This window comes from Grimontia kaedaensis, from assembly GCF_023746615.1.
GTDB classification, from domain to species: domain Bacteria; phylum Pseudomonadota; class Gammaproteobacteria; order Enterobacterales; family Vibrionaceae; genus Enterovibrio; species Enterovibrio kaedaensis.
The window spans coordinates 1735805-1761233 of record NZ_CP082275.1; the positions used below are offsets into that span (position 1 = coordinate 1735805).

Here is a 25429-nt window from a genome sequence, read left to right on the forward strand (position 1 = left end):
TTAAATCGCCTTACGAACCCCTTCAAGTTCATCCAGTCTGGCCTCATGGCCAAGGATCGCATCAGCCTGTTCTGCAGGTGTCTTTAGTTTTTTTAACGCACCGTCCAACATTAAATCCAACGTGTCGATAGATTTTGCACGACGAAAGAAAATCAGCCATTCGGTACGGTTTTTAGGCGAGGCTTGAGACATGAAACTCCGTTCATATTTTGGTTTTATAATAAGAGCATTTTAGCAAAGCTTGAGCGAGGAAAGGAGTATATTCAAAGCCAACGCGCATTTTTCGGGAATAAATCAATTAAAAGCCAACTTTTTAGACTTTAGGCGCACCGCCTTAGAGTGATTATCTTGTATCCAACTTTATATTTTGTTTCCATGAAATGGTGCCCATAACGAAGAAGTGGATACGTTTCATGATTAAACAAGTTGGCCCTACAGAAATAAAAGAGAAACATAAGTTTGCCTGTCACTGTTGTGGTGTGGAGTTGGAGCTTTCTTTGCCGAATGGTATTGATAAACCTCGCCGTTGTGATTGTTCAATTTGCCGCAGAAAAGGGGCCGTGGTGGCTTCTGTTAAATTGGATGGCATCAAGATCGTCAAAGGGCATGATCTCCTCAAGCTGTATACGTTCAACACACATACTGCAAAACACTATTTTTGTTCAGAGTGTGGTATCTACACACACCACCAGCGTCGCTCAGACCCTTCAGAATATGGTTACAACGTGGGTTGCCTGGAAGATGTTAATCCTTTTGATTTAGGTGACGTTGTCACTAATGACGGCGTAAACCATCCCGCTGACCGCTAAATACAAGGATGCTTCAATGCGTTTAGCCCTGATTTCAGACATTCACAGTAACGTTTTTGCATTGGAAGCAGTGCTGAGTGACATTCGTCGAGAAAATGTCGATGTTATCGTTAATCTCGGCGATATTTTGTACGGACCTATCGCTCCACGTGATACGTTTAATTTATTGATGCAGCATGAGATTGTTACTATTCGTGGCAATCAAGACAGGCAGATTTATGAGGCGCAAGAAGCGGAAATTGCTTCAAACCCGACGATGCAGTTTATTCTGGATGATCTTGGCGCACCGCCCCTCGACTGGATGAAGTCAATGCCACCTACCATGCAATTCAATGAGGATGTATTTTTCTGTCACGGTACACCGAATAACGATTTGGTGTATCTGCTGGAAGATGCGTCAAGCGGAAGCCCGGTATTGAGAAGTGACGACGACATAATGACGTTGCTGGCGGGCAACCCAAGCCACCTAATTTGTTGCGGTCATACCCATTTAGCAAGATCAGTTTCGACGCGCAGCAATCAACTCATCGTTAACCCTGGCAGTGTGGGACTTCCCGCCTACAAGGATGACGAGCCTTGGGTTCATGCGATGGAAAGCTTTAGCCATCATGCTTCATACGCAATTGTAGAAGGTGAGGGTGAAAGTTGGAGCGTGAGCCACAAGCGAATCGATTACGATGTTCGCAAAGCCGTTGAAGCTGCAAAAAGCAGAAATCGTGATGACTGGGTTTCGTTCCTAAGCACAGGACGTGCAGTTAACTGAGCAACGCGATTTCGCCGCCTATTAAACAAATTAGGGGACCTTAATGGCTAACAAATATCAGTTCTTCACCATTCCAAATTCGAAGAGACAGAAATTTACTTATTTGGACATGGCTTCAAACACCTTTCTGAAAGAAAAGGATGCTCTGCTGGCACAGGGTTATGAAGTAGAAGATGACTCGATATATGCAGATTCAGCACAGGAAGCGGTAGAAAAGTACAAATCAAATTACATCTATGCGCTTGAGGAATATAACGCTTCAACCAATCCGTACTACAGCCTGATTCTTATATACAAATGGCTTAAGGGTTTGTTTGTACGAGCTAAATAAGAACGAAAGAAAGTAAAGCAGCATAAGGAGGCGTTTCGCCTCCTTTTCTGATCATGGCGTACCGATGACGAATTCACGCTCGATGATATTAGTGGCTTCGCCCATTGTCCCTGATTTGGCATCAAACGGAGAGCGAATGGTATTGCCGGAAATATCTTCCAATTCGGGACTGACGATAAGTTTATAGTGCCCACTATGCCATGCCGTTTCCGGGGTCAGTGTCCAGGTGCGATCTTCGCTGACCAGCTTTCCTCTAAGGGTTTCTCCATCAGGACCTTTCAATCGAATGAGTCGCTGAGCTGCGTATCGGTCGATGATTCTGTCGAATGTCACCACAAGTGGTTGCAACCCGTTTGCTGGTGGTGTGTTCAATTCCCAATCGGCGGGTACGATGGCGTGTCGCTCAGGTGCCATCACATCAAACTCAATGATCTGGTCTTCCCCGATTGCTTTTCCTACCGCGTTTTTCATAGACCCAGAGACAACAAGTCGATATTGGTTACCTTCTACCAATGGAGCACCAGCATGTACGTTTGGTCCTACCGACTGTTTAACCCGGCCTGGGTCAAATAAAAGCGTGACCCTGCGTTGTTCGCTATCCCAAAGCTCGGTGTAGAGGTTGAGAAACGGGTTGATCACTTTGCTGCCGTCTTCGCGTTCAAGCCGAATATGACTTTGGACTTGTCCTCGAGCCATTGGCTCCGAAAAATAAAGGTAGAAACGAAGGGTGTTGGCAGGAATAGCGGATTGAGAAGGGGTGTAGCTAAGCAAAGCTGCCTGAGCAGTGCTTACTGCCGAAGAGAAAAAGAGCACGACAAAAAATATTTGTCGTGCTGCTGCGTTTAGGAAAGTCATGCTTAGTATTTAACAGGTGGCAATGACTTATAGCCGAATGGATCCGGACCGTCAGCCCAGTTCATTTCTACAACGTGGTCAGCGCGGTCGAAAAAGAACGGTAATGGCAGGGTGTGCAAATCGATACCGCCAACTTCTTCAGGGTTACGACGGATAGTCGCTGCCCACTGATCGTTGATGAGATCAAGATGCAGTGTTCCACTCATTGGCAGTGGGAACTGATAGACACCAGCAACCTGGAAAACAGGTTTTACGCCCTCTCCGGATGGCATCGCTTCCGCTGTCGCAATCGCTTGTAACGGAATTTGCGCAGCACTGCGGTTTGTGTTCGTCACAACCACATAGTCGTTGTTGTCCATGCCACTAGTGAAAGATACGATATCAATAGGGGTGTTACCGTAGCCCATCTCACCAATCATGGTTCCCCGCACTTGCGCACCATCTTTCAGCTCGTCGAGAGGGATCCTAACGATAGGCGTACAGGCGTAAATAGCGATCAGCGTTGGCTTGCCATCCAGTTCACGGATGGTTTGCGTGATAATCGGTGCGCGGGTCTCATACTGAGCATGAACAGCGTGCCAGATTTCAATTGAAGTCGTGTTGACTTCACCCTTGAATGGGAAAGGAATACGACGCAGTTTCGAAGAAAACACTTCATTGGAAACACCAGCTACGAAGATTTCACCGTTGTAATAATCAATGTCCGTAATGGCCAGTGAGTTCAGTGGTTGACCGAATTCCAGCGTTTCCTTGGTAGGCACTGGACCGACACTGATAGAAGTGTGCTTAGCTGATTTCAGGTTCACCTTCTCTAACTTGCCGTTATCTACTTTCAGAATGACAGGCTTTGGTTTAGGACCGTGTCCTTTGTGGACAGAAAGATAGATTTCACCAGATGGTTGGTGCACAACCATGTCGTTAATAGAAATATCCTCAGGTGACGCGCCAAGTAGTTTTGCGATCTTCTGGTCTATATTTTCGACGACAGTTCTACCTTCAAAGCTCTGAGCTCGACCCCATTGGTAGCCACTATGGTCTTCAAAAGACTTTTCTGGCAGGTCAAAGGCATGGACAACGCCCGCTTTACTGTCACCAACGAAAAGAACATTTTTGCTGTCGAACGCCAATGCGCCCGCTGATTGCATGACTTTATCTTTTGCCAGTGCAGGTTGAGTAAGGGCAAGTGCAATCCCTCCCATCAACGCAAAGGTTTTTATTTTATTCTGAAGCATTGAAAAATCCCTTTTTTATATATGAGAGCAAGGTGTATTAGCTTAACCGAAAATAATGAAATACTTTCTTCTCGAAAACGGGACTAAGCGTTTTTAATTTCAGCAAGATCAGTTAACTAGTCATATGCGATACGGCTTTTTATTCAGCTATTAATAATCATGCATATGACAAAATAACCCTAGTCAACAACTTGTGGCCTTGCCAAAAGAGTCATGCTTTGGAGGGGAGAGATGCTCTCAGAAAATAAGAAAGCCCCCAATATGGAGGCTCTCTGAATGTCATTAAGATTCTTAGATCAGGCTGGTTTGTCAGATGAAGGAGTAAGCTGCCCTGACGCCATGTGAAGGTGTACATCTTGTTGTGGGAACGGGATAGAAATGCCTTCTTTGTCGAATCGGATTTTCACTTCTCTTGTCACATCCCAGTAAACATCCCAATAGTCATCGGTTTTCACCCAAGGGCGAACAATGAAATCAACCGAAGAGCTGTTCAACACATGCAATTTGATCATGGGTTCTGGCGCGCGCAATACGGCAGGGTGGCTGGTGATAATGTCAGTCAGTACTTTTTCTACAAACTCAATATCGTCGCTATAGCTGACACCAAAGACCATATCGACACGTCGAACCCGCTCATGAGTGACATTCTTAATCACATCGCCCCAGATCCTGCTGTTCGGAACGATGATGATTTGGTTATCGAAGGTTTTTATGGTGGTGTTCACCAAGCTCATATGGCTTACCTTGCCTTCAACGCCACCTGCCTGAACAAAATCTCCCACATCAAATGGACGATATATCAAGAGCATCATACCTGCTGCGAAGTTAGAAAGGGTATCTTGCAGAGCGAAACCGACGATAACACCAGCAATACCGAAACCCGTAAGAATAGGCGTGAGGTTCAGACCAATCTGGGAAAGGGCAATCAGAATACCGATAAACCAAACCGCTTTACCGGACATGGAAATAAAGAAGTCCTGCATTAGCACTGAGAACTTCAGGTTCTTCGCAGCCACCGCTTTTTTCACTACCTTACGTGTTAGGTTAGCGATTTGTCGGGCAATCAGTAGGATGATCAAAAAGACGATAAGCTGGAAGATATGTTGTGGTGCGTTTTCAACGAACCAGTTCCAGAACTTGCTCGACCAGGTTTTGATGATGGAAAGCAGGACATCACCACTCAACAAATCTTGCGTCACACTCCCCGTCGCTTCAAAGTAAAGGCGCTTATATTCAGCCGTTTCAATCCCAACCTTATCAGACAGCTCAATCATCACAGAAAGACTGCGTGTAGTAATAGCCATGCGACGTTGTGTAATAAGCTGCCTCAGCTGAATGGTCGCTTTTTCAGATTCCGGCGCAACTTTCAGTTGTGCGTCATCAGCACTGAGTTGTTGGCGTATGTACTCTACATTGGCAGCAACCTGTTCTGTCCGGCGATTGATTTCAAGTTTGAATGCTTTTTCCGCTTTTTCGTCAATAGCGTTGAGTTTTTTCAGCCAATCAATGTTCTGAGCTTGCTCTTCATACATGCTGTCGAGGTATTTGCGGGATTCTTCGTAATCAGAAAGTACCGAGAATTTGTCCTCACTTTTTGCTTCGCTCAACTGATCCGAAAGCGTGGAAGAGCGTTCAGTCAGATACTTAATGCCTTGGTCTGCATATTTCTGTTGCTGTTTGATTTGCTTGATCAGAAATGCCCGATCGAAGCTGTCGTTTTTCACACCACTGGCAACCAATGCCCGCAACTCTTCGTTTTTCTGAAACATTTGTAGTTGCAATGCCAGTTTATCTTCACCGCTGGCTTTGCTCTGAAGGGCGACGAGCTCACCAAGCTCTCTGTGTAGGTTGCCGACTTGGGTTTGCCATTGGCTTGAAGCATTTGGTCTTTCTGCTGGCGGTGACGCCGTTTCGGCGTTTGCAAAGCTGACAAAGGAAAAGGAGGAAAGAAAGAGTATAAAAGGCAGAGTAAATCCGGCACACCAACGGGGGATCATGAACGTCTCTCCAGCATAATAAATATTGATTAGGTAGTATGGCACTTAGCATTCGTGCAAGCACTGTATGTCGATCTCACATTTGAAGATTTTCCTAGATATCCCAAAACTATATGAAAGAACTAGATTTTCTCTGTCATCGCTTTGTCTGAATACAGAAAAATCTAATGACGAATTATTCGACTCTCCGGCATTTGAGTCGCTGGGTATGAGATGAAAACGAGCATTTATTTACAGACTCAGGTTTAGCTGAAATACGTTGAATATACAGTACTAATTTTACCTAACTTTACACTGGGCTGATTGTGTAGTGTTCAGCTTGAGCGCAAGATATACCCCAATTCAATGAGGATATGGAGAGTTGAAAAATGAGTTCGTCGTCTTTGTCTAAGCCGACCAGAATGTTTCACTGGGGTGTTGCGATATTGTTCATCGCGGTTCTCGCTTTTGGTTTGTATGTTGAAGACTTACCAAGAGGCCCAGAGAAGGGTGAGATGATTGGCCTGCATAAATCTTTTGGTTTTTTCGTTTTATTGCTGGCTTCTGCACGTATTGTCTGGCGCTTTAAAGAAGGCCCGATTCCAGTCATCCCAGGCTCACCAGGTTGGCAAGAAAAAGCAGCCAAGGCGGTTCATCATACCTTGTTACTTGCAACGCTATTGATGCCAATATCAGGTATTGCTATGTCAGTCGGCGGTGGCTTTGGTTTGTCTGTATTTGGTATGCCTCTGATTCCAACAGGCGACAAAATCGAATGGCTTGGTCAAGTGGGACATGTTACCCATGGTGTATTGGCAAACATTGTGATTGCCACGCTGGTTCTGCATATCTCTGGTGCGCTCAAACACCATATTATCGATAAGGATGAGACCCTAAAGCGCATGCTGGGTAAATCTTAACTGTTCTACACGCCAGTCATTTGTATGGCTGGCGCTGAGTATTTCTACTGATAATCGAGACACATCTTCACTTTTTCTTTCTCTGGTGTTGGTAAGCTACTGATTGAGTATGCACAGTTCGTAGTCGTGCTTTTTCAAAACATTGGAAGGGAAAACGATGCGAAGAATCATCTTCAACCAAAAGGGTGGTGTAGGTAAATCCAGTATAACGGTTAACCTTGCGGCGCTGAGTGCGGCAAGTGGCAAGAAAACACTGCTTATTGACCTCGATATTCAAGGGAACAGCAGCCATTATCTGGGTGTAGATATCAATGCTAAGAACGACAGAACGATTGCTGATCTTCTCGATCAAACCGTTTCTTGGTTTTCAGTTTCGACCCCCATCAAAAATTTCCCTCAAGCAACGGCTTACGAAAACCTCGATATCATTCCTTCAAGTCCGAGGCTTGCTACCTTGGAGCCTGAGCTCGAGCGACGCTACAAGATATACAAGCTACGTGATGCATTAGATGAGCTGGAAAAAGAATATGAGCGCATTTACATCGACACGCCGCCTAATCTTAACTTCTACAGCAAAGCGGGACTGATTGCGGCACACAAGCTGCTGATCCCATTTGATTGCGATAGCTTCTCTCACCAAGCTCTTTTGACCTTGATGGATAACCTTGCTGAACTTCGTGATGATCACAACCGCAAACTGATGCTGGAAGGGGTAGTGGTCAACATGTTCAACGCCCAGGCGAAGTTCCCAGGGCAAATAATTGAGAATGTGAGAGAGTTGGGTTTGCCTTTGTTGGAGCCATTTATTCCGCAGTCAGTGAAAATGAAAGAGTCGCATTACCACCAAAAGCCGCTTGTTCACTTTGCGCCAAAACACAAACTCTCTGAGAGTTTTCATGCACTATACGAACAACTCGAGAGTCCAGTTGAAGAACCAGTACGTGACAAAACAGCGTAACCTTTGACAAAGTTACATAAAGGCGTAACATTTAATCATGTTACTTATATGTGTAACTTGGGGGTTGCATGAGCATCAGCACGGCCGGTGTGATCACCGGAGATTTGGTTGGTTCCACAGAAATGGAAGAAGCACTGCGTCGCCAATGTATTGAGGCGATAGAGCAGTGCTTTTCCCTCTTTGGAGAAACCGCTCAAGGTGAAATCTATCGGGGCGATGCGTTTCAAATCTATACCGTCGAACCCGCTATGCTGGTGGAGATAGCAATCAGGCTAAGACTTTCTCTCATCGCCTTGGGACAAGATGCCAGATTATCATTGTCTGTGGCAGAGGCGACTGAGCGGGAACTGCCAGTGCGAATGGCGAACAACTCTGAAGCCTTTACGTTATCCGGTAGAAACTTAGATGCGATGAAAAGTGCCAGATTAGCGTTTTCTTCGAACAGCGAACCTTTCAGTAGTGATGTGAAAATCGTCCTCGCGTTTCTCGATGATCACTTAAGCCAATTGACGTCTAAGATGGCTCAGGCTTTGCTACTTTGGCTTGATAACCCATCAAGGCAGCATACTGAATTAGCAGAGAAATTCGGGATAAGTCGAAGCGCGTTCACAAGAATCATCAACCGTGCCAATTATGGACGCATTGAAGAAACGCTCAAATGGTATGCTGGCAGGTTAGTTAGATATCAAAGGGATTGAGTGTTTTGTTGACCTTATTACTGGTGTTGGTGGTCATCCACATATTCTCTGAGTTTTATCTGTTCCCGGTGTTGGGCAGTAAACTGCAGGGATTGATTCTGGTAGCGGCTTTGCAAGCAGGCTTAGCGCTTATCGCTTTCATCATTGTGGGAACGCCTCTGCTAGCTGCTTTTATCGCGACACTGGCACTATCTGCACAATATGCTGTCTTAAGCCACTGCATGACCATGCCTCCCGAGCGGCTCCGCGGAATGCTGCTCAAGCTCACTTTGCACATTGCTCTGATCGCACTTATTACGGCTTTCACAGTGACAACTGATCAGCGCCATGCTGCATGGGAAGCGGTTGTATCCGCCAAATGGCAAACCTTGCTTTGTTGGGGGCTGGCTTATCTGCTTGCGCTCAAACCCTCTTCTTCTGCAATTGCACTGATTTTGCAGAATTGGACGCTGGAACTAACTCCGACTGAAGATGCCGCAACCAATCGCCCCTTAAAAGAGGCTGGAACCTTCATTGGCTACTTTGAGCGCACACTGATTGTGACCTTTGTTCTTTGGGGTCAATTGCCTGGCGTCGCTCTAGTCTTGGCTGCTAAATCTGTTTTCAGATTTGGGGACCTTAAAGATCACGGCAGCAGAATGTTCACCGAGTATGTGATGCTGGGAACCTTTGCAAGCGCCATGTTTGGTATAGGCTGTGGTTTGCTGGGTGATTATCTCGGAAAACTGTGATAATCCGATATTGATGAAATAAAGGCACCGCGTAGGTGCCTTTTTCAGTTTTAGTTGTCGCTATTAATGCGCCAGTTTTTCTACCTGACGTTGTTTCCAAATGGAAGCGCCGATACCTATCGCCAGTGAACTCACGATGACACACAGCGACACAGGCGTCGCGATAGCAAATGGTGTGTCGATAAGCAGCATTTTCACACCAATAAAGCACAGCATGAAAGCCAGGGTATGGTGTAGGTAAGCGAACTTGTTCAACATGCCGCCCAGCACAAAATACAGGGATCGGAGGCCAAGCATCGCGAAGACGTTAGCCGCCAGAACCAGATACGGTTCTTGAGTGACGGCGAAAATCGCAGGGATTGAGTCCAATGCGAACATCACGTCGGTCATGGCAATGACCATCACCACCACCAGCATTGGCGTAGCAAGAATGCCTACCGCATCGCGGATGAACATCTTATTACCGTGGTAATCCATGCTCACACGCAAGAAGCGTTTTACCAAACGCACAGCAAAGCTGTCTGAGAACGACTCTTTTTCTTCGCCATGTTGGCGCCACATTTGTACGCCGGTCCAAATCAGGAAGAAACCGAACAGATACAGAATGACATGGAACTTGGCAATCAACGGTGCGCCAAGAGAAATCATAATTCCGCGAAGGATCAGCGCCCCCACAATACCCAGCATTAGAATGCGGGGAACATTTCTTTCAGGCACTTTGAATTGGGCAAAAATCAGTGCGAAAACGAACAGGTTGTCGACACTGAGCGATTTTTCTAGCAGATAACCGGTAACGAATGACGTTGCCGCTTCACCATTGGTTAAGCCGCTATTGGGTGCCATGTGTGGCCAGAAGAAATAGATCGCGGCAGCAAAGGCAAATGCCAGCGCAAACCAGAAAACACTCCAGACAGCAGCACTACGGAAACTGATTTTTCCGCGGGTTAGCAACAAGTCGATGCCAAGCATCAGAAGTGTGAGAACTAACAGGCCTTCATAACCTGAGAAAAGTTCGCTTAGGAACATGATACCTCCAGCATGCGGAGGTCGCAGGAGAGGGGGATCGCCTGACCAACCGCACAGCTAAAAACGAAAGTTAAAGCAAGTGTGTGCGTTGGTCTTGTCAAAACACTCTGTGTGAATGTTCTCGCGTGCCGGAAGCGATAAGCTACGGGATGACGACAGCGCGACAAAGTGACTACTCCCCAAAACGCCGCCATAGTAGTGCTTTTCCTCCAAATAAAAAACAAAAATTTTCGGGAACTTTCTTTGCGTATTTAGTAGTCATAACAGTTTGCAGTGACCAAAAAATAAAAGGGAAGATAAATGAAAAGACGCACTTTCATACAAGGGATAGGAATTGCTGCCATCACCTTTCCTGCCTGGGCCGAAGATAGAAAAACACCTAGCCAACAAGAGGGGCCGTTCTACCCCGTTAAAGAAATACCAGTGCGGGAGTCGCTGATTCTGAACGCAGACTCGTTAGTGGGCGAATCAATGCATTTGGAAGGCAAAGTGTTCGATACCAATGGCAATGCACTTGTGGGCATCAAAGTCGAAATTTGGCAGTGTGATGGTGTGGGGCTCTATGATCACCCTCGTCAAAATGATACTGAGAAATTTGACCCCGCATTTGGCGGCTTTGGTGCAGCAATCACAGATGCGGAAGGAAACTACCAGTTTCAAACCCTTTACCCTGTGCCTTATACGGGAAGGCCACCACACATACATGTCAAACTTTGGAATGGAAACAAGGAACTGCTGACAACACAGCTCTACTTAGAAGGACAAACAGGTGGAGGTTGGTTCAGTCGAGAAAGAGAAAGGCTGCAGATTTCTCCGCAGCCTTCCGGTGACACTAAGCTAGCCAGTTTCAATTTTATGGTTTAAATATTGAACTTGGCGATGGCAGTCGACAACTGTTGGTTAGAAGCTGCCAGTTGCTGAACATTCGACAGCGTTGCTTCACCGCTTTGATTAAGTTTCTCCACCATATCCCTGATGCTGGCAATACTTTGGCTTATCTCGTTCGAAGATTGGCTTTGAGCTTTGGTGATATCAGTGATGGTGCTATTGAGCGTATTGATTTCATTGACTGACGCCGCCATTACATCGAGGTTGGTGTCAACAACGTCAGCTTTCTCAACGGCGAGCATGCAGCTCTTCTTGGTATTTTCTATTGCATGAACCGCATTTTCCGTGCCTTCATTGAGCTTAGAAAGCATATCATTAATTTCAGATGTACTTTCCTGTGTGCGGCTCGCCAGAGCACGCACTTCATCAGCAACCACTGCAAATCCTCGTCCTTGTTCACCGGCGCGTGCTGCCTCAATGGCTGCATTCAATGCAAGCAGATTGGTTTGTTCAGCAATATCACCAATCACCCCCAGTACCGATGCTATCTTCTCCGAGTTGGCGCTCATGGCCTGAATATCCGCTTCCATATCTGAAATTTCCTGGAGAAGGGAATTTACGCTGTTTACAGACTCTTTAACCTGATGCTTCGAATCGGACGTTTGTTGATTGGTACGTTGAGTACAGGCCAGTGCTTCTGACGCACTTTCAGCCACAGAATCCACCGTGGAATTCATGTTTTCAATGCGGCCAACAACCTGCTCAGTCACTTCACTGTGATGGGTGAGGGTGTGATGATTGCTCTCGGTTTGGCCTTTCACCTGATCGACTTCACTGGATATGTTGGTTGTTGCCTGGGAGATACCGCCAACGATATCGCGAAGGTTTTGGGAGACCTCATTGATACCGCGCGCAATCACACTAATTTCGTCTCTGGTGGTGACTGGAACCTGGGCCGTTAAATCCCCCTGCGCAAGCTTCTTCATGGCTCGCATGATTGGCGACAGTGGTCTGAGTAGCTTGTTAACCAAAAACATCACCAGAGCTGAAACCAGCAGTACTTGAACCGCTGCAAAGATAAGTGAGTCTGTTCTTGCTGCGTTCACCGTCTGAAAAGCGAAAGCTTTATCAACGGCGACAGCGACGTACCAAGGTGTTCCTTCAACCGCCTGAATGTTGAAAAGGTAAGGGGTGGTACCGATGGACATTTCGCTCACTTCGAAAGACTGAGCGATAGCTGGTAAGGTTTCAGCGCTTATCTGCTTTGTAAGCTCACTTGCTGGTTGCAGTGTCATGCTGTCATCCACACTGGCAAGAATAGTGGCGTTGTTATCAAACAAGATTGCCTGAGTGCTCTCGCTACTGATGCTTTTGATGTACTCAATAAGCTGGGTAATGTTGATATCACCTGCAACGACGCCTTGTTCACCGGAAGCACGTGTGTATTTCTCAGCAATAGTGACAACAGGTTGGCCACTTGAAGAGTCTTTATAGGGTTTGGTGATGATAGGCCCTTCCGTACCCGATGCCTGAATATACCAAGGGCGCTGTCTTGGGTCGTATCCTGCTTTAGATGGCTTCGCGTTATAACGAATCATCTCTCCGCTTGCGGTGCCCACATAAACAGACTGAAAGTTACCGGATGCGCGGGCTTGGTCCAAATACGCGTAGATGGGCTGGCTTCCAGCGTTAAGGTCGCTCCTCTGAGCGCTTTGGATGATGCCGATGCGCGGTTGAATCCAATTTTGAATCCCTTTTGCAGTGGCAATGTTTACAGAGTCGATATATTGGGCGACTGAGTTCTGGGTATAGTTCATCAGCTGTTGGTCTTGGCGTGTAAACTGCACCGCTGCAACAATGATGATGATGAAGGCAATCGCGAGGGAGAGCTTGCTCTTGATAGAACGTGGCATAGCGCTGTCTCTTTTTTGTGATTGGTGTTAATAAAGCTTAACAATCAGCATAGGACAGGGCAGGAGATCATACCTAACTGGAAACTCAATTAGTTAACGATAAATGAAGTCATGGCTTGGCATCCAAAAAAGCGAACGCCGGAATGCGTTGCAAAAGCGGTTAAGGGCCAGCGTGATATTGGCGTAGCAAAAAGTGACAACATCCGGCCCTTTGTGTATGTTCAACAACTGGTTAAGAATCAGAATATATGGACATAGAATCAGTTGGCTATTCCCTCGATTAAAATCAGTTTGCTTTCGTTATCTTTCCTACTGGTTGGCTGTGACTCCCCGCCAGACAGCGTACCAATCTCTCAACAAAATCACTGTGAGGGAAAATCCGCGATAGAGCGCCAATCTCTCTCATCCTACTTAGCCCCTTACAAAGACCAACTGAGCGACAAAACTGGCGTTTATGTGTTAGAGCAGGGCGCGGAAGCCATGATGTCTAGGGCTTGGTTGACTGAAAGCGCAGAGAAATCCATCGATATCCAATACTTTATTTTCTCTGTGGACAACATCGGGTTGATAGCCAGTGACATGCTGGTAAAGGCCGCTGAGCGGGGCGTAAAAGTCCGAGTCCTCGTTGATGACATCATGATTGAAGCCCGTGGCGATGAACTGTTGATGTTGGCGGGTCATGAAAATATCGAGATCAAAATCTACAACCCCAACGTGAATATCGGGAAGAATCTTGCTGAAAAAGTGAAGGTACTGCTGACTGATTTCCATGGTTTGAACCAAAGGATGCACAACAAAATATTTGTGGTTGATGATCAGGTGGCCATTACTGGCGGGCGCAATATCGCAGACGAATACTTTGGGTTCGACCATGCCTATAACTTCAGAGACAGAGATGTGTTCTTAGCAGGAAAAGAAGTGAGAACGCTGACAACCTCTTTTGAAGAGTATTGGAATAACGATTTAAGCGTGAGCGTTGAAAAGCTTTTCCCTGAGGATACTTTCCCGAAAAATCCTGACTTCTCTCGCTTGCACGCTTATGCATGTAATCCAGAAAACTTTAACCCAGAAATTCGCGCTGAAATCGAAAAAGTACCTGAGACATTTCGTTATCTGGAAGAGCTGGGTAAGTTCAGGTTCATTGAAGATGTTGAATACATCTATGATAAGCCGGGTAAAAACGATAAGAGTGAATTCTTGGGTGGAGGCAGTGTCACGCAAGATAAACTGGTTGAACTTGCCGACAGTGCGAAAGAGAGCATCTTGATACAAACCCCTTACCTGGTGACAACAGCGCGCGACAGGGTATTTTTAAAAGAGCTTGTTGATCGTGGCATATCGATCAAAATCCTCACCAATAGCCTTGCATCCAATGACAACCTTGAAGCGTTCAGTGGTTATCAAAGAGATCGCAAAGCACTGCTTGGTACCGGCGTTGAGATATATGAATTTAAACCTGATGCCAAGGTAAGACAGAGGGTGATGACAGAGCATATGGTAAAGCGTTTGCCTACTCAGCCTGTCTTTGGGCTTCACGCAAAAACCATGACCATTGATGACCATACAACGGTGATTGGTACCTACAACCTCGATCCGAGAAGTGCAAACCTAAATACCGAAAGTATTACCATCGTAAGATCAGAGGCGATAACCAAGGATGTTCGCCGAGCAATGGAAGTGGAGTTAGAACCTGAGAATGCATGGCGAATTACTGAAGATTTCAACCCAGACGATACCGTGTCTACCTCAAAACAGTTAAAGGTGAAACTGCGAAGAATTGTGCCTAAAGACATCCTTTAATGTTGCCTCCGAGAAGGGTTAGAGTCTGACTAGTTAAATAAAAAAGCACCTCATGAATTGAGGTGCTTTTTTATTTAACTAGTCAGTGTGCTAAAACTGATTTTTGAACGCAGTGCTAGCTAGCATGTGTAAAGGCGAAGAACCTTGCTTACTTCATTAATTCTACGTTCGAAGCTTGCAATAGATGCGCGTTCTTTGACGGTATGGTCGCCATCTCCGAAGGGCCCAAAACCGTCAAGCGTTGCGACACCTGCACCTGATACTAAATTAGCGTCACTGACACCGCCGCGTGATTCGGTTGCCAATGGGTAGCCAATTGCTTGCTCAAATGCGTTTAACAAGGCTTTTTGCGCCGGACTTGGAATCATCACGTCTCGTTGAAGACCACCAGACAGGGTTGCTTCAACCCCCTCTACTTTTGGATTCAGCGCGATCTCTTCGATACTCCTTAAAATCTTTTCTTGTTCATGGGAAGTGGTAAAACGTGCCTCGACGAGTAGGTTGGCGTTCGGAGATATGGTATTCGCACCGATTCCCCCCTCCATTTTCCCCACGTTCACCGTCGTTCCTTGATTAAGGTCTGTCAGGGAATTCAAAGCGATAAGCATTCGGGCAGCGGCAAGGTTTGCATCTGCGCCTGAGGTATAATGGTTACCTGCATGCGCTGCTTTGCCAGTCAATTGGACTTGATATGTGGCCACGCCTTTCCTTCCAATGACCACTTCATGATTGACTCCGGCAGCCTCAAAATCGATGCATGCATCGTAATTGTTTGCGATGGATTTTGTGAGGTACCGGCTGTCATCACTGCCGGTTTCTTCATCACTGACGAGCAGAAAGTCGATATTAGTAATGGAAATACCATCATTCACCAGGCTTCTTAGGGCTTCGATAGCGACAAAGTTGCCTCCTTTCATATCACAGACGCCAGGACCATAAACCCATTCTTCATCTTGGCTAAAAAGTTCAAAAGTACCGGGTGGAAAAACAGTATCAAGGTGGCCGAGAAGAAGAAGGCGTGGTTTGTCAGATTTAACGGGGGTAAAAAACAGTAGGTGATTCCCCACACTCTCACGCTTATATACTTCTGATTTAAAACCCAATGAGGTCATAAAAGATTGTATTAAACGACCATGCTTGTCTACACCCTCTTTGTTCTTTGTCCAAGAGTTTATTTCTACCATTGCCTTTAAATCATCAAAATTTAACATTTCTAATCCTATCTCACTGATTTTTACCGCATAACTTACTGAATAAAAACATTTTAACCACAAGCAAATATGCAATATGATTTTAATATAGTGATGCAAGAGTATGTATTAAAAGTGACAGCAAATCTAAGTTGTAGGCTGAAAGAATCCACTTAAGTTTTATTGATAAATCAATAAATTTGACACTTAGAGGCTAGGTAAGATGCGTAACAAAGTTGGATTGTGGATATACGAAAATGGTGGTGGTACTGATATTCAGCAGAAACTTATAAAAACTCTGAATGATAAAGATATTGACTGCATAACAGGTGTTGATCTGTCTATGGCATTTGCGAAAGAGGGAACGGTTTACTGTAAAGGCTATGATCTGGCTAACTTGGATTTATTTTTTTCATACAACGCAGGTCAGCAAACGCCCTATCAAGTTTACCTCTATCAGACAATCGATAGCATGATGCCGATGATTAATAACTTCGCCGCATTTTCGTTGTCGGAAGATAAGTTTAGAACCGCCCATAAACTTAAGCTTGCGGGTATCCCTACCACTGATTATATCGTTTGTAATCGAGACAACATTGACCAGATCAGCGACCAATTAAAACGATGGAATGGTAGGGCGATCTGTAAACCAGTTAATGGCTGGGGCGGTAATGGGATCATTAAAATCGAGCATGAGCGTGATTTACGTTTATTGAAGCCTTTCATTGAATCTCAGCCCAATATTCAATTTTACCTTGAGCGTATCATAGAAAACGATTTTTCTGATTATCGAGTGGATATTGTCGATGGTAAATTTGTTGCTTGTTATGGAAGAAAAGCTGCACCAGGAAGCTGGAAAACGAATATCTCTAGCGGTGGTAAAGTCATCCTAAGAGAGCCTATTCCTGAAGTCGTTCACCTGGCTCAAAGAGCTGCTTTTGTCACTGGTTTAGAGATTGCCGGTGTCGACATCATTTACGACATTGAATATCAGCAATACGTGGTGATTGAGGTGAATGGGATTCCTGCTTTCGCTACGCCGGAGCAAGAGGCGTTAGGCCTCAAATTTAATAACACAAAAATCAACTATATTGCCGATCTGATTGAGTCGTCGATCAGGCCTGTTACGACCAACGCTCAGTCAGCCAGCGCAAGCTTAAACAGCGGAATGATTCACTTACCATCCCCAGAAGATGCGCAAGCTACATTGACTCATAAAGTTTCTATTCATCCTGCAGAAAGCAATAACTCAACAACAAACGCTGACCATCCAACAAACGATAGCTTCGAGGAATTCGCACTATGAGCGCAAAAGCAACATCACGCCCTAAGATTGGCTTACTTTATTTGGATTACGTACTGCGCTTTTTTGACCGTTCGAACTTTAAGGGGTGGCCAGATAAAATCGAACATGTTGTTTACCACTGGGGAAATGATAAGCAGCGTTTTATCAATGAGGTAAAACGCAAAAAGATACAAGTATTGATTGGTAATGTTCCCGCAACGGCCTACGAGACTTTCCGCGAAATCAGCCGAGAACTGCCCGACGTACAATTTGTTCCTTCGCTCGATAGCCAGTTTTGTAACAAATCCAAAGAGAACGTCACTCACTTTTGTCGTAAGCACGATTTGCCCGTACCCAACACAGAGGTTTTTTATGACGTTGCTCAGGCGCGCAAATACCTAAAAGCGACCGATTATCCCAAGATTGTCAAGCGATCTTATGGTCCGTCGAACTATGGCGGCTACTTTGTTCACAAAGTGGATTCAGAGAAGGAAGCGCTGCAACTTTTTGCGGACAAGCGTTATTACCCAGCCTATATCCAAGACTTTGTGCCAATGAAGGCGGATATTCGCGTGATGCTTATTGGTCACCAGCCAGTTTGCGCGTTCTGGCGTCGTCCACCAGAAGGTGAATGGCTAACCAATACGAGTCAAGGCGGCAGCATGGACTATCAAGCCGTTCCTCAAGAGGTATTGGATGTGGCAGTGAAAGCCTCTAAAGCGGCCAATGCGGAGTATTGGGCATGTGATATAGCAGTGAGTATGGACGACCAGTACACAATACTTGAGTGTGCTAGCGCTTTTGCTGCTTTCCCTTATATACGTGATTGGATAGGGCAATATCTGATGTGGCTTTTTGCGCCAGGCTCCTTTAGAAAGCCCCATTATGAGCACCGTAACTGGGAAGAGCTGGGGAAAATTGCGCCATCACTGCTGAGAACGATGCGCCATCTTAGTTTCGGAAAAGCAACTGAATCTACCGATACGGGTGAGCTGGCACCGAACAGCGAGTTTTATCCATTGGTTCGCACTCATACTATGTTGGGTGAAGAATGGCCGAGTGAAATTTGGAATAAGCAGGGGTTATTGCCTCACCAATCTTTTTCTGTTGAGTCACACAAGCCACTGTGTGAACAGGACAGTGGTATTGAGAGTCTGGTTACGTTTGATATTGCAGTAGATGCTGAACCCAATGACGGAGCAAATAGGGATTCGAACCACGAATCATTATCAGAGGAGCAACTCTTGGCTTTCCTCATGAGTGTCAAAGGCATTGGTAAAAGATTGGCTAGCACCATCATTGAGCAATTCGGGGTTCAGGAAACGATCTTTATGCTTAACCATGCCCCTCAACGCTTAACCGAAGTATCAGGGTTAAAGCAGAAAAAATGTGATGCGATATACCTGCAGTGGCAGTCGAGACGCATTGCAGAGCTTGCTGACATCGAGGCCGTGTGATGAAAAAGCAATACTTTTGCTATCGCCAGACCCAGGAATTTTTGGAGCAAGCTGCGGCATCACACCCGGAATTAATCCAGTTACAGAGTATTGGAGAAACCCACGAAGGCAGGCCTATATTGCTTGCCACTCTCTCCCAGAATGTGGCTTTTTCACATCTGAAGCCTGCACTGCTTTACACCGGGACAGTTCACGCAAGAGAGTGGATTGGTAACGAGCTTGCGGTGGCGTTTATCCAGTATGTTTTGGATAACTATCAAACCAATCCGGATGTGATAGATGCGTTGAGCCGCAATACGCTCTACATGGTGCCATGCTTAAACCCTGACGGTTTCGAGTACTCCCACAATCATTTCTCATTTTGGCGCAAAAACCGTCGAGATAATGGAGATGGTACATTCGGTGTCGATTTAAACCGTAACTTTGACGTGAACTTTCGGCAATCAGTGCAAACCAATTCGAATGTATATGGTGGGCCTAACGCGTTTTCAGAGCCAGAAACTCAAGCAATAAAAAGGTTTGTAGAGGCGCATAACAATATCCGAATTGCGCTCGATTACCACTCTCAAGGTAATGTCTTTTTCCCCGCGCACAAATTTAATCACGAGGCTGAAATAGAGGGTACGGACCTCAATATATTGTGTGCAAATATGGCACAAGAAATTTTCAAAGTAACCAAAAGACGCTACGGTATTCACAGGGGTAAGCCGCCTGCCAACCTTATTCATGGAAGTGGTAGAGAGTGGTATTACAGCCGAGGAATATTAGCGACAGTGGTAGAAGTTGGAAGCAGAAATATCCCGGACTACCTGATCAATATGACGCAGAGCGTTGATGAAAATATCCCAGCTCTGCTTTACGCATGGCGAAATGCGATTAACTATTCGCACTTAGCACCCTCCCGGCCTGAGCAATTCACGGTCAGACGTGTAGGATCTTCGTATGCGGAGTTACTTTGGCAGAGCACTGAGAACGAACATAACTGTTACTACCAGATCTTTCGTAGTGAGAGTCAGAAAGCGCCTTGTGGAAATGAAAACCTGATTGGTATTACGTCACAGACAGAGTTTACTGACAAACAACTTAAACCCGGTAAAAGCTATTACTACAACCTAAGAAAGGTCGACAAATTAAATAAAATTTCATCTCCCTTTGCACCTGAATTAAGGATCAAGACCGCGCTAGATAAGGCGGACTGCTCGTTCACCTTGTTTCCTACACCAGATAAGGTTGGTTACGTCGGTGAGCAAACAAAAAATAACAGAGACCACTTTGGTAACAATTCTCTTTTTGTTGGAGTCAATAGCACCAAAGGCATCTGTTATGGGGTGATTGATTACGATCTAAGCCGTTTACCAGAAGATGCAGACATCGCGGCGGCTGAATTCTCCCTGTATCCCATGAACCGAGTGGGAGCCAAAATTGAAAATTATGGCGAGTGGTCGGTTTCTATTCTTGATCCGGAAGCTGTAACTGATATCACCAGCTTTGAACAAATCCACCATGCACCAGTGATACAGACGTTAGGCGATACGATCGACTCCGACCGCCTGACTCAGGGAATTTGGAATAGCTGGAGCTTTAGTGGTGTTGAAAAGCGCCTTTTCGAGCAGTTGCTGACACGAGGACGATTGTTGTTGAGGATACAAGGCCCCTCACAACTCCCCATTGGTAACGATTCACAGATGATGCAGTTTGACATTGGATATGGCCGGTTTGGTGGCGGGATCCACTATCGACCCAGTTTGTATGTGATCTATCAAAGAAAGCCGTCAACGTTGCAATTAGCGGCTTCTCATTGTCATACATTTGAGTGCGATGGCATCAACCATCAACGCTTAGCGACTGGTTATGATGCACTGGGTCAGCCAGAAATTGGGCAGATGGTCTTCAAACTACCGAAAATGGTTGATGAAAACGAATTTGTGGTCACTGAGGCCTCTGTCGTTTTAGAGGTTGAATCGAGTCAATCTGTCGAGAGCTCTATGCGCTTTTGTGTCGGCATCATAGATACCAATCCCGATAACGACGTATTACCCGAAATGTTAGAGGAGTTGGAATATGTGGGTTACGAAGTGAGTTCGCAGGATCTCGCACGTCATCATACTCAGACGTTTCTGTTTGACAGTTCAGCAAGGCAACTACTCGAAGAGATGTATTTTGACGAGCGCGAAATACGCTTAGTGATTATGCCCACTTCAGAATCCAATCCGATAGACAGTCGCGTGATTTGGAAAACAGCGCTCTCTGGTGAGTCGATGTCACCAAAACTCGTGCTTACTTACGTCGAACGCAGAAAAACCGCGCTGCCTGGGCCGACTGATCTCACTGCACATGTTGAAGATGGTGTGGTCAAACTGTCATGGACCAACCCTAACGACCCTGCTTGGGTAGGGTGTTATGTGGTAAGAAACAGTTTTCATCCACCCAGAAACTTTTTTGATGGCGTAAAGCTCTATGCGGGTAAGGATAACTATACCTATGACCGCTTCGGTAACAGCAACAAAGCCAAGTACTACTCAGTATTTTCCTATGACGACGTGCCTAACTATTCAACACCTACGACCTTGAGTTTCAGCAGTGATGAGGTGACAGAAGTCTTTTTTCAAGAGTTCGAGGCGCAAGATGAAGTGGAGCAGCGCTACCGTGACGGAGATTGAGTAAGCGGGCGACTAATCAATCACTGGTAGATGAAGCGTTTGGAATAGGATGCTTGGTACAGAGGCGGCTCAGCAGCAAAACCTCGACTTATCAAAGGTCGAGGTTTCTGTCTTTCAGAAACGATGTTAGCGCCACAACGCCAAAGTCGTCTCCCTCAGTAACTTAACTGGTAGTAAGCTAACTGGATGGCAGACATTATTGCCTTCAGACGATTAATTCGTTGCTGGCTCCACCGCAGTAATATTCTGGGAAAGTGTTTTAATCCACTTTCTATTTCTGATTCTTAGCATCACAGGGATCAGCTTGAGTGTTTCCTCCAGCAAGACTGCGGCATAAACATACTGCACGGGCAGCTCAAACCAAAACGTCAGTACCAGCATCAAAGGAATGGCTCCAAACCATTGCGCCACCATATCCAGATACATGGTGAACTTGGTGTCGCCGCCGCTTTTCAGGATGCCCGACATAGACGTCATGGTCACTGAGCGAAGGAATATAGAAGCCAGAATGAAAGGGAAGAGCAGATACACAGCATCCAGCACTTCTGGCTCAATCCCATTGAACAACCCAATGAGCAAATCACGCCCAATCCAAAGTAGGGCAACTATCGTTCCTCCTACCGCAACAGAAGCAATCAAACCCGCACGAACATAGTCATTGAGCTCTTCATGATTATTGGAACCAATCTTCTGACCGACCAACACACCAACAGCGGCAGCACAACCCCAGCTAAACGAACCCAGTAGTATTTCCAAAGGCGCGAGGATCGACATAGCCGCCAGAGCGGTGCCATCAATATTGCCGTAAATGGTGTGATAGGCCGTCATGCCGCCACTCCAGATGATTTCACCGCCAATAATCGGCAGTGCAATGTTTACGAAGGCTACATTCTTGGTTTTCTCCCTCGCCGCAACAAATGAAGATGCCGTAAAGCTAAGTATTCTCTCGAAGGCATGAACATAGAAAAACAGGATCAATGTGGAAGCTGTTCTGGCTACTAACGTTCCCCAAGCTGCGCCTTCAAGACCAAGTGCCGGGAAACCAAAGTGACCGAAAATCAGCAGGTAGTTGAGAGAAACATTAAGGACCAGCTCAAAGACAAAAAGATACAAAATCACTTTTGGCTTTTGAATCGCTCTCAGGCCAGCTCCCCAAATCGCTGAGAAACTCGTGACCAAAACACAGAGAATTGAGATTTCAATATAACTGCTGGCCATCGCTGCAATCGCACCATCATTTGTCATCAACCCGGCAATCTGATCTTTGAAAACAAGTGCAGCGCTGACTAACAGCATGGAAGCGATCACCGCGTGAATCATCCCGATATGAACAGTAACACTAAGACTTTTGTTATCTTTTGCTCCCCAATGCTGGGCACAAAAAATAGTAGTGGCACCAGCAATGCCGACAATCACGTTAGAGACAAACCACAGCACCCGCGAGCCAATACCAGCCGCCGCAACGTTATCACCGCCCAATGCAGAGAGCATGAAGGTGTCGATAAAGCCGAGACTTGCAAACAACACACTGTGCAATGCAATGGGAACGGCAAGGAACAAGATATCCTTATAGGGTTTCATAACCATCCTTGGTTTTTCTTATCTTTCAAGAGTGGCTATTTTCGCTGTAAATTCATAATGATATTGATACATATCAGTCAACATGATGTAGATATCGGTCGATTTGGGGAAGGTAGATGCTATGTAACCATTTAAGTGCTCATATTGAGATTGTCGAGAGAAGAAACTATGTTTCTCAGCTAATTTTGGAAACAGCTGAACAATGGCAGAAGAGAGCTAAACACCTTTTAGCATGTGTGATGAAGTGTATAAAACGCTGTGTGATGTTGAACCGGATAACTTTGAGGGCCGTGTTCTAGAAGAACAAAAATAAGACATCAAAATACTTAATCAAGGCCGAGTATCGAGTGAGGGTAGGTACCTTAGCGACAGTAGGAAGGGGATTTTTGCGCTGCCTGTGGTTCGTGTGAAAACGCTCAAAGACGGAGAAATCCATTGGTTCGAAAATCCCCGACGATCAGAGGTGATACCCGCATTCGTTCAGCTTATTCGACTTTGGTGTGAGTCTATGTTTGAAAACAACAAATCGTTTCACTAAAGACGACATCTCCTTTTCCTCGCCCAGCCAACTCATCATTTGTCCTCATAAACAGTCATGCACTAATCACTAATGCGGTGTTCATTTATTTAATCTTATTGTCTCATAATGCATACGAATGCCTAATATTTTTCTGATTTACCATTCCAACTGACGAAATCTTGGTCAATCCTGAAGAAAGTTTGAGCTTGGAAGAGGTAGGTTTGGATTTGAAATGGAACGTCGCATTTTTTTTAGGGTTGGTCATTTCCCCTTCACTGTCTGCCGAGAACTTGCCTGTGTCGCCATCGACGCAGGCAGAAATTGATCAACAGCAGGAAGCGCGTCTTAAAGCGCTTGATGACGCGCGCCAGTCTCTGGAGAGACTTGTCCCTTTGCCTTCTGAAGTCTCCTCCGCGCCTGTAGATGAAGCTAACTGCTTTGAGGTATCTCAGATCCGCGTGGTTGGCAACAGCGTGCTCTCCACAACAGAAATCACCCAACTTGTCTCGCCGTTTGAGGGGCAGTGTCTGGGGGCGCAAAACATTAACCAAGTCCTGAAAGTACTGACAAACGCCTATGTGTCGAAAGGGTATGTCACCACCCGTGCTGTGTTGGAACCACAGGATTTGGGCTCTGGTACGTTAACTGTCCGTGTGATTGAGGGCGAATTAGGCGGTGTGACCCTCAATGGCGAAGACTCTGATGCGTTTGCCATGGCGCTGCCTTCCTATGAAGGGAAGATCCTCAACCTTCGTGATATTGAACAAGCGCTCGATCAAATTAATCGGCTTCCACGTAATGACGCCAAGATTGAGATGTTGCCGGGGGAAAACCTTGGTGAGACGGTGGTGGCGTTTACGACAGAAGATGCGGGATGGCTCCAAGCTGGGTTGAGCTTTGACAACGGCGGACAAAAAAGCACCGGTGATTCCCAGTTAAGACTCAATCTGACCGGTTCAAACCTTCTCGGTCTGTTAGGCCTTTGGCAAGTTTCCGCCAGCACGAGCAGCGAGTTTTCATCCCGCTTTGACTCACAGAGCCTTCGTGCCGCCTTGTCTGTACCGTATGGGTATTTCACTTTCGGGCAAAGTTATACCTATAGCGACTACAAAACGACTGTCGACAGCAACAATTTTTCATTTATCTCGACCGGGAATACCAGTAATTACACCAGTGATGTGAACTGGTTATTTCATCGTAACAATATCAGCAAATCATCATTGAATCTTGCTCTGAACTACACACGGGAAAAGAATTTTATTGATGATGTTAAGTTGGTGTTGGGGAGCCGTAACCTGGCCAATGCCTCCTTGGCACTCTCTCATGCCAGCCGGCTTGGCAGTGGCTTTTTCACCGTATCGCCCCGTTACGTGCGTGGCGTAAAGCTGTTTAACAGTGAAACGGATGAAGGTAAGGCTACGGGTTCACCGAGTGCAGAGTTCAACAAAGGGGAACTCACGCTTCAGTACACCTTACCCCTAACAAATAGTTTGACCTTCTCTACAACAGGCTTTGGGCAGTGGGCGACCGACACGCTTTATGGCTCCCAGCGCCTGTCTATTGGCGGACTGTATTCAGTCCGTGGTTTTAAAGAGCAGTCTCTGTCCGGTGATGCGGGTTATTACTGGCGGAACGATTTGACTGCCCGCCTGACCGAAGTGCCTTTCTGGGGCTGGATCAGCACAGATATAGCGCTGGATACCGGCGCGATTCACCCCGACGCATCTGATCCCAATGAGCGCGGTCACCTGACGGGAACCAGCGTTGCCTTCTCTACCCGAAACACCGACTTAAATTCTTCATTCGGTGTCGGTTTTCCGCTCGATCACCCCAGTTGGATGACGGTCGATCACTACAGCCTTTACTACCGTTTCAACGTCGTTTTCTGAGGAGCAT

At 46.0% G+C, this 25429-nt stretch carries 21 protein-coding genes; 13 read left to right on the forward strand and 8 right to left on the reverse strand.

Annotated features, from left to right (window positions below):
- Positions 1-192 carry a hypothetical protein gene (locus tag K6Q96_RS07990; RefSeq protein WP_251879334.1) on the reverse strand — a complete coding sequence of 64 codons (192 nt, stop codon included), beginning with the start codon at positions 190-192 and terminating at the stop codon, positions 1-3.
- Positions 193-413: 221 nt separating this feature from the next.
- On the opposite strand from K6Q96_RS07990, the gene K6Q96_RS07995 reads away from it, so the two are divergent.
- Genes K6Q96_RS07995 through K6Q96_RS08005 form a run of 3 tightly spaced genes read left to right on the forward strand, consistent with a single transcriptional unit; the run spans position 414 to position 1903 of the window.
- Positions 414-809, forward strand: a complete 396-nt coding sequence (locus K6Q96_RS07995; RefSeq protein WP_251879336.1) for a GFA family protein — start codon at positions 414-416, stop codon at positions 807-809.
- A 16-nt stretch (positions 810-825) separates the two neighbouring features.
- Entirely contained in the window at positions 826-1572 is a 747-nt protein-coding gene (locus tag K6Q96_RS08000) for a metallophosphoesterase family protein (protein ID WP_251879338.1), read from the forward strand.
- A 43-nt stretch (positions 1573-1615) separates the two neighbouring features.
- On the forward strand, positions 1616-1903 hold the full coding sequence (locus tag K6Q96_RS08005) for a hypothetical protein (RefSeq protein ID WP_251879340.1): 288 nt from the start codon (positions 1616-1618) through the stop codon (positions 1901-1903).
- 51 nt (positions 1904-1954) lie between these two features.
- Here K6Q96_RS08005 and K6Q96_RS08010 read toward each other — a convergent pair whose 3' ends face one another.
- The 3 genes from K6Q96_RS08010 to K6Q96_RS08020 form a co-directional block, all read right to left on the reverse strand.
- On the reverse strand, positions 1955-2758 hold the full coding sequence (locus K6Q96_RS08010; RefSeq protein WP_251879342.1) for an Ig-like domain-containing protein: 804 nt from the start codon (positions 2756-2758) through the stop codon (positions 1955-1957).
- A 2-nt stretch (positions 2759-2760) separates the two neighbouring features.
- The gene (locus K6Q96_RS08015) at positions 2761-3990 is read right to left on the reverse strand and encodes a hypothetical protein (protein ID WP_251879344.1); all 1230 of its coding nucleotides are present in this window, start codon (positions 3988-3990) and stop codon (positions 2761-2763) included.
- A gap of 296 nt (positions 3991-4286) precedes the next feature.
- The gene (locus tag K6Q96_RS08020) at positions 4287-5987 is read right to left on the reverse strand and encodes a mechanosensitive ion channel family protein (RefSeq protein WP_251879345.1); all 1701 of its coding nucleotides are present in this window, start codon (positions 5985-5987) and stop codon (positions 4287-4289) included.
- Between the two features lie 368 nt (positions 5988-6355).
- On the opposite strand from K6Q96_RS08020, the gene K6Q96_RS08025 reads away from it, so the two are divergent.
- From K6Q96_RS08025 to K6Q96_RS08040, 4 genes are all read left to right on the forward strand, one after another.
- Positions 6356-6886 (forward strand): cytochrome b, encoded by a 531-nt coding sequence (locus K6Q96_RS08025; protein WP_251879347.1) that lies wholly within the window; start codon positions 6356-6358, stop codon positions 6884-6886.
- Between the two features lie 157 nt (positions 6887-7043).
- Positions 7044-7844 carry a ParA family protein gene (locus tag K6Q96_RS08030; RefSeq protein ID WP_251879348.1) on the forward strand — a complete coding sequence of 267 codons (801 nt, stop codon included), beginning with the start codon at positions 7044-7046 and terminating at the stop codon, positions 7842-7844.
- Between the two features lie 68 nt (positions 7845-7912).
- Positions 7913-8542 (forward strand): winged helix-turn-helix domain-containing protein, encoded by a 630-nt coding sequence (locus K6Q96_RS08035; RefSeq protein ID WP_251879350.1) that lies wholly within the window; start codon positions 7913-7915, stop codon positions 8540-8542.
- Positions 8543-8547: 5 nt separating this feature from the next.
- A complete protein-coding gene (locus K6Q96_RS08040; protein ID WP_251879352.1) occupies positions 8548-9273 on the forward strand; it encodes a DUF3307 domain-containing protein in 726 nt (241 codons plus the stop codon).
- Between the two features lie 63 nt (positions 9274-9336).
- Here K6Q96_RS08040 and K6Q96_RS08045 read toward each other — a convergent pair whose 3' ends face one another.
- Positions 9337-10299, reverse strand: coding sequence for a TerC/Alx family metal homeostasis membrane protein (locus K6Q96_RS08045; RefSeq protein ID WP_251879354.1), 963 nt, complete (start codon positions 10297-10299; stop codon positions 9337-9339).
- Between the two features lie 300 nt (positions 10300-10599).
- Between K6Q96_RS08045 and K6Q96_RS08050 the strand changes: the two genes are divergently transcribed.
- The gene (locus tag K6Q96_RS08050) at positions 10600-11163 is read left to right on the forward strand and encodes a dioxygenase family protein (RefSeq protein WP_251879356.1); all 564 of its coding nucleotides are present in this window, start codon (positions 10600-10602) and stop codon (positions 11161-11163) included.
- On the opposite strand, the gene K6Q96_RS08055 is transcribed toward K6Q96_RS08050, so the two are convergent.
- Positions 11160-13040, reverse strand: a complete 1881-nt coding sequence (locus tag K6Q96_RS08055) for a methyl-accepting chemotaxis protein (RefSeq protein WP_251879358.1) — start codon at positions 13038-13040, stop codon at positions 11160-11162. The genes K6Q96_RS08050 and K6Q96_RS08055 overlap by 4 nt on opposite strands.
- Before the next feature lie 264 nt (positions 13041-13304).
- Between K6Q96_RS08055 and K6Q96_RS08060 the strand changes: the two genes are divergently transcribed.
- A complete protein-coding gene (locus K6Q96_RS08060; protein WP_251879360.1) occupies positions 13305-14840 on the forward strand; it encodes a phospholipase D family protein in 1536 nt (511 codons plus the stop codon).
- A 119-nt stretch (positions 14841-14959) separates the two neighbouring features.
- Here the strand turns inward: K6Q96_RS08060 and K6Q96_RS08065 are convergent, their stop codons facing one another.
- Positions 14960-16051 carry a M20 family metallopeptidase gene (locus K6Q96_RS08065; RefSeq protein ID WP_251879362.1) on the reverse strand — a complete coding sequence of 364 codons (1092 nt, stop codon included), beginning with the start codon at positions 16049-16051 and terminating at the stop codon, positions 14960-14962.
- A gap of 202 nt (positions 16052-16253) precedes the next feature.
- Here K6Q96_RS08065 and K6Q96_RS08070 point away from each other — a divergent pair, with 202 nt between their 5' ends.
- Genes K6Q96_RS08070 through K6Q96_RS08080 form a run of 3 tightly spaced genes read left to right on the forward strand, consistent with a single transcriptional unit; the run spans position 16254 to position 21432 of the window.
- Entirely contained in the window at positions 16254-17336 is a 1083-nt protein-coding gene (locus tag K6Q96_RS08070; RefSeq protein ID WP_251879363.1) for an ATP-grasp domain-containing protein, read from the forward strand.
- Positions 17333-18772: a helix-hairpin-helix domain-containing protein gene (locus tag K6Q96_RS08075; RefSeq protein ID WP_251879365.1), complete on the forward strand. Its 1440-nt coding sequence runs from the start codon at positions 17333-17335 to the stop codon at positions 18770-18772. The genes K6Q96_RS08070 and K6Q96_RS08075 overlap by 4 nt, the downstream gene beginning before the upstream one ends.
- Positions 18772-21432 carry a M14 family zinc carboxypeptidase gene (locus tag K6Q96_RS08080; protein WP_251879367.1) on the forward strand — a complete coding sequence of 887 codons (2661 nt, stop codon included), beginning with the start codon at positions 18772-18774 and terminating at the stop codon, positions 21430-21432. The genes K6Q96_RS08075 and K6Q96_RS08080 overlap by 1 nt, the downstream gene beginning before the upstream one ends.
- 213 nt (positions 21433-21645) lie before the next feature.
- On the opposite strand, the gene K6Q96_RS08085 is transcribed toward K6Q96_RS08080, so the two are convergent.
- Positions 21646-23013 (reverse strand): MATE family efflux transporter, encoded by a 1368-nt coding sequence (locus K6Q96_RS08085; protein WP_251879369.1) that lies wholly within the window; start codon positions 23011-23013, stop codon positions 21646-21648.
- Positions 23014-23754: 741 nt separating this feature from the next.
- Here K6Q96_RS08085 and K6Q96_RS08090 point away from each other — a divergent pair.
- On the forward strand, positions 23755-25422 hold the full coding sequence (locus K6Q96_RS08090) for a ShlB/FhaC/HecB family hemolysin secretion/activation protein (protein ID WP_251879371.1): 1668 nt from the start codon (positions 23755-23757) through the stop codon (positions 25420-25422).
- Positions 25423-25429 lie beyond the last annotated feature (7 nt).

What these genes read in the sequence shown, in the direction of transcription:
- K6Q96_RS07990 (WP_251879334.1), bottom strand. Translation starts at nt 192, where the DNA reads ATGTCTCAAGCCTCGCCTAAAAACCGTACCGAATGGCTGATTTTCTTT.
- K6Q96_RS07995 (WP_251879336.1), top strand. Translation starts at nt 414, where the DNA reads ATGATTAAACAAGTTGGCCCTACAGAAATAAAAGAGAAACATAAGTTT.
- K6Q96_RS08000 (WP_251879338.1), top strand. Translation starts at nt 826, where the DNA reads ATGCGTTTAGCCCTGATTTCAGACATTCACAGTAACGTTTTTGCATTG.
- K6Q96_RS08005 (WP_251879340.1), top strand. Translation starts at nt 1,616, where the DNA reads ATGGCTAACAAATATCAGTTCTTCACCATTCCAAATTCGAAGAGACAG.
- K6Q96_RS08010 (WP_251879342.1), bottom strand. Translation starts at nt 2,758, where the DNA reads ATGACTTTCCTAAACGCAGCAGCACGACAAATATTTTTTGTCGTGCTC.
- K6Q96_RS08015 (WP_251879344.1), bottom strand. Translation starts at nt 3,990, where the DNA reads ATGCTTCAGAATAAAATAAAAACCTTTGCGTTGATGGGAGGGATTGCA.
- K6Q96_RS08020 (WP_251879345.1), bottom strand. Translation starts at nt 5,987, where the DNA reads ATGATCCCCCGTTGGTGTGCCGGATTTACTCTGCCTTTTATACTCTTT.
- K6Q96_RS08025 (WP_251879347.1), top strand. Translation starts at nt 6,356, where the DNA reads ATGAGTTCGTCGTCTTTGTCTAAGCCGACCAGAATGTTTCACTGGGGT.
- K6Q96_RS08030 (WP_251879348.1), top strand. Translation starts at nt 7,044, where the DNA reads ATGCGAAGAATCATCTTCAACCAAAAGGGTGGTGTAGGTAAATCCAGT.
- K6Q96_RS08035 (WP_251879350.1), top strand. Translation starts at nt 7,913, where the DNA reads ATGAGCATCAGCACGGCCGGTGTGATCACCGGAGATTTGGTTGGTTCC.
- K6Q96_RS08045 (WP_251879354.1), bottom strand. Translation starts at nt 10,299, where the DNA reads ATGTTCCTAAGCGAACTTTTCTCAGGTTATGAAGGCCTGTTAGTTCTC.
- K6Q96_RS08050 (WP_251879356.1), top strand. Translation starts at nt 10,600, where the DNA reads ATGAAAAGACGCACTTTCATACAAGGGATAGGAATTGCTGCCATCACC.
- K6Q96_RS08055 (WP_251879358.1), bottom strand. Translation starts at nt 13,040, where the DNA reads ATGCCACGTTCTATCAAGAGCAAGCTCTCCCTCGCGATTGCCTTCATC.
- K6Q96_RS08065 (WP_251879362.1), bottom strand. Translation starts at nt 16,051, where the DNA reads ATGTTAAATTTTGATGATTTAAAGGCAATGGTAGAAATAAACTCTTGG.
- K6Q96_RS08070 (WP_251879363.1), top strand. Translation starts at nt 16,254, where the DNA reads ATGCGTAACAAAGTTGGATTGTGGATATACGAAAATGGTGGTGGTACT.
- K6Q96_RS08075 (WP_251879365.1), top strand. Translation starts at nt 17,333, where the DNA reads ATGAGCGCAAAAGCAACATCACGCCCTAAGATTGGCTTACTTTATTTG.
- K6Q96_RS08080 (WP_251879367.1), top strand. Translation starts at nt 18,772, where the DNA reads ATGAAAAAGCAATACTTTTGCTATCGCCAGACCCAGGAATTTTTGGAG.
- K6Q96_RS08085 (WP_251879369.1), bottom strand. Translation starts at nt 23,013, where the DNA reads ATGAAACCCTATAAGGATATCTTGTTCCTTGCCGTTCCCATTGCATTG.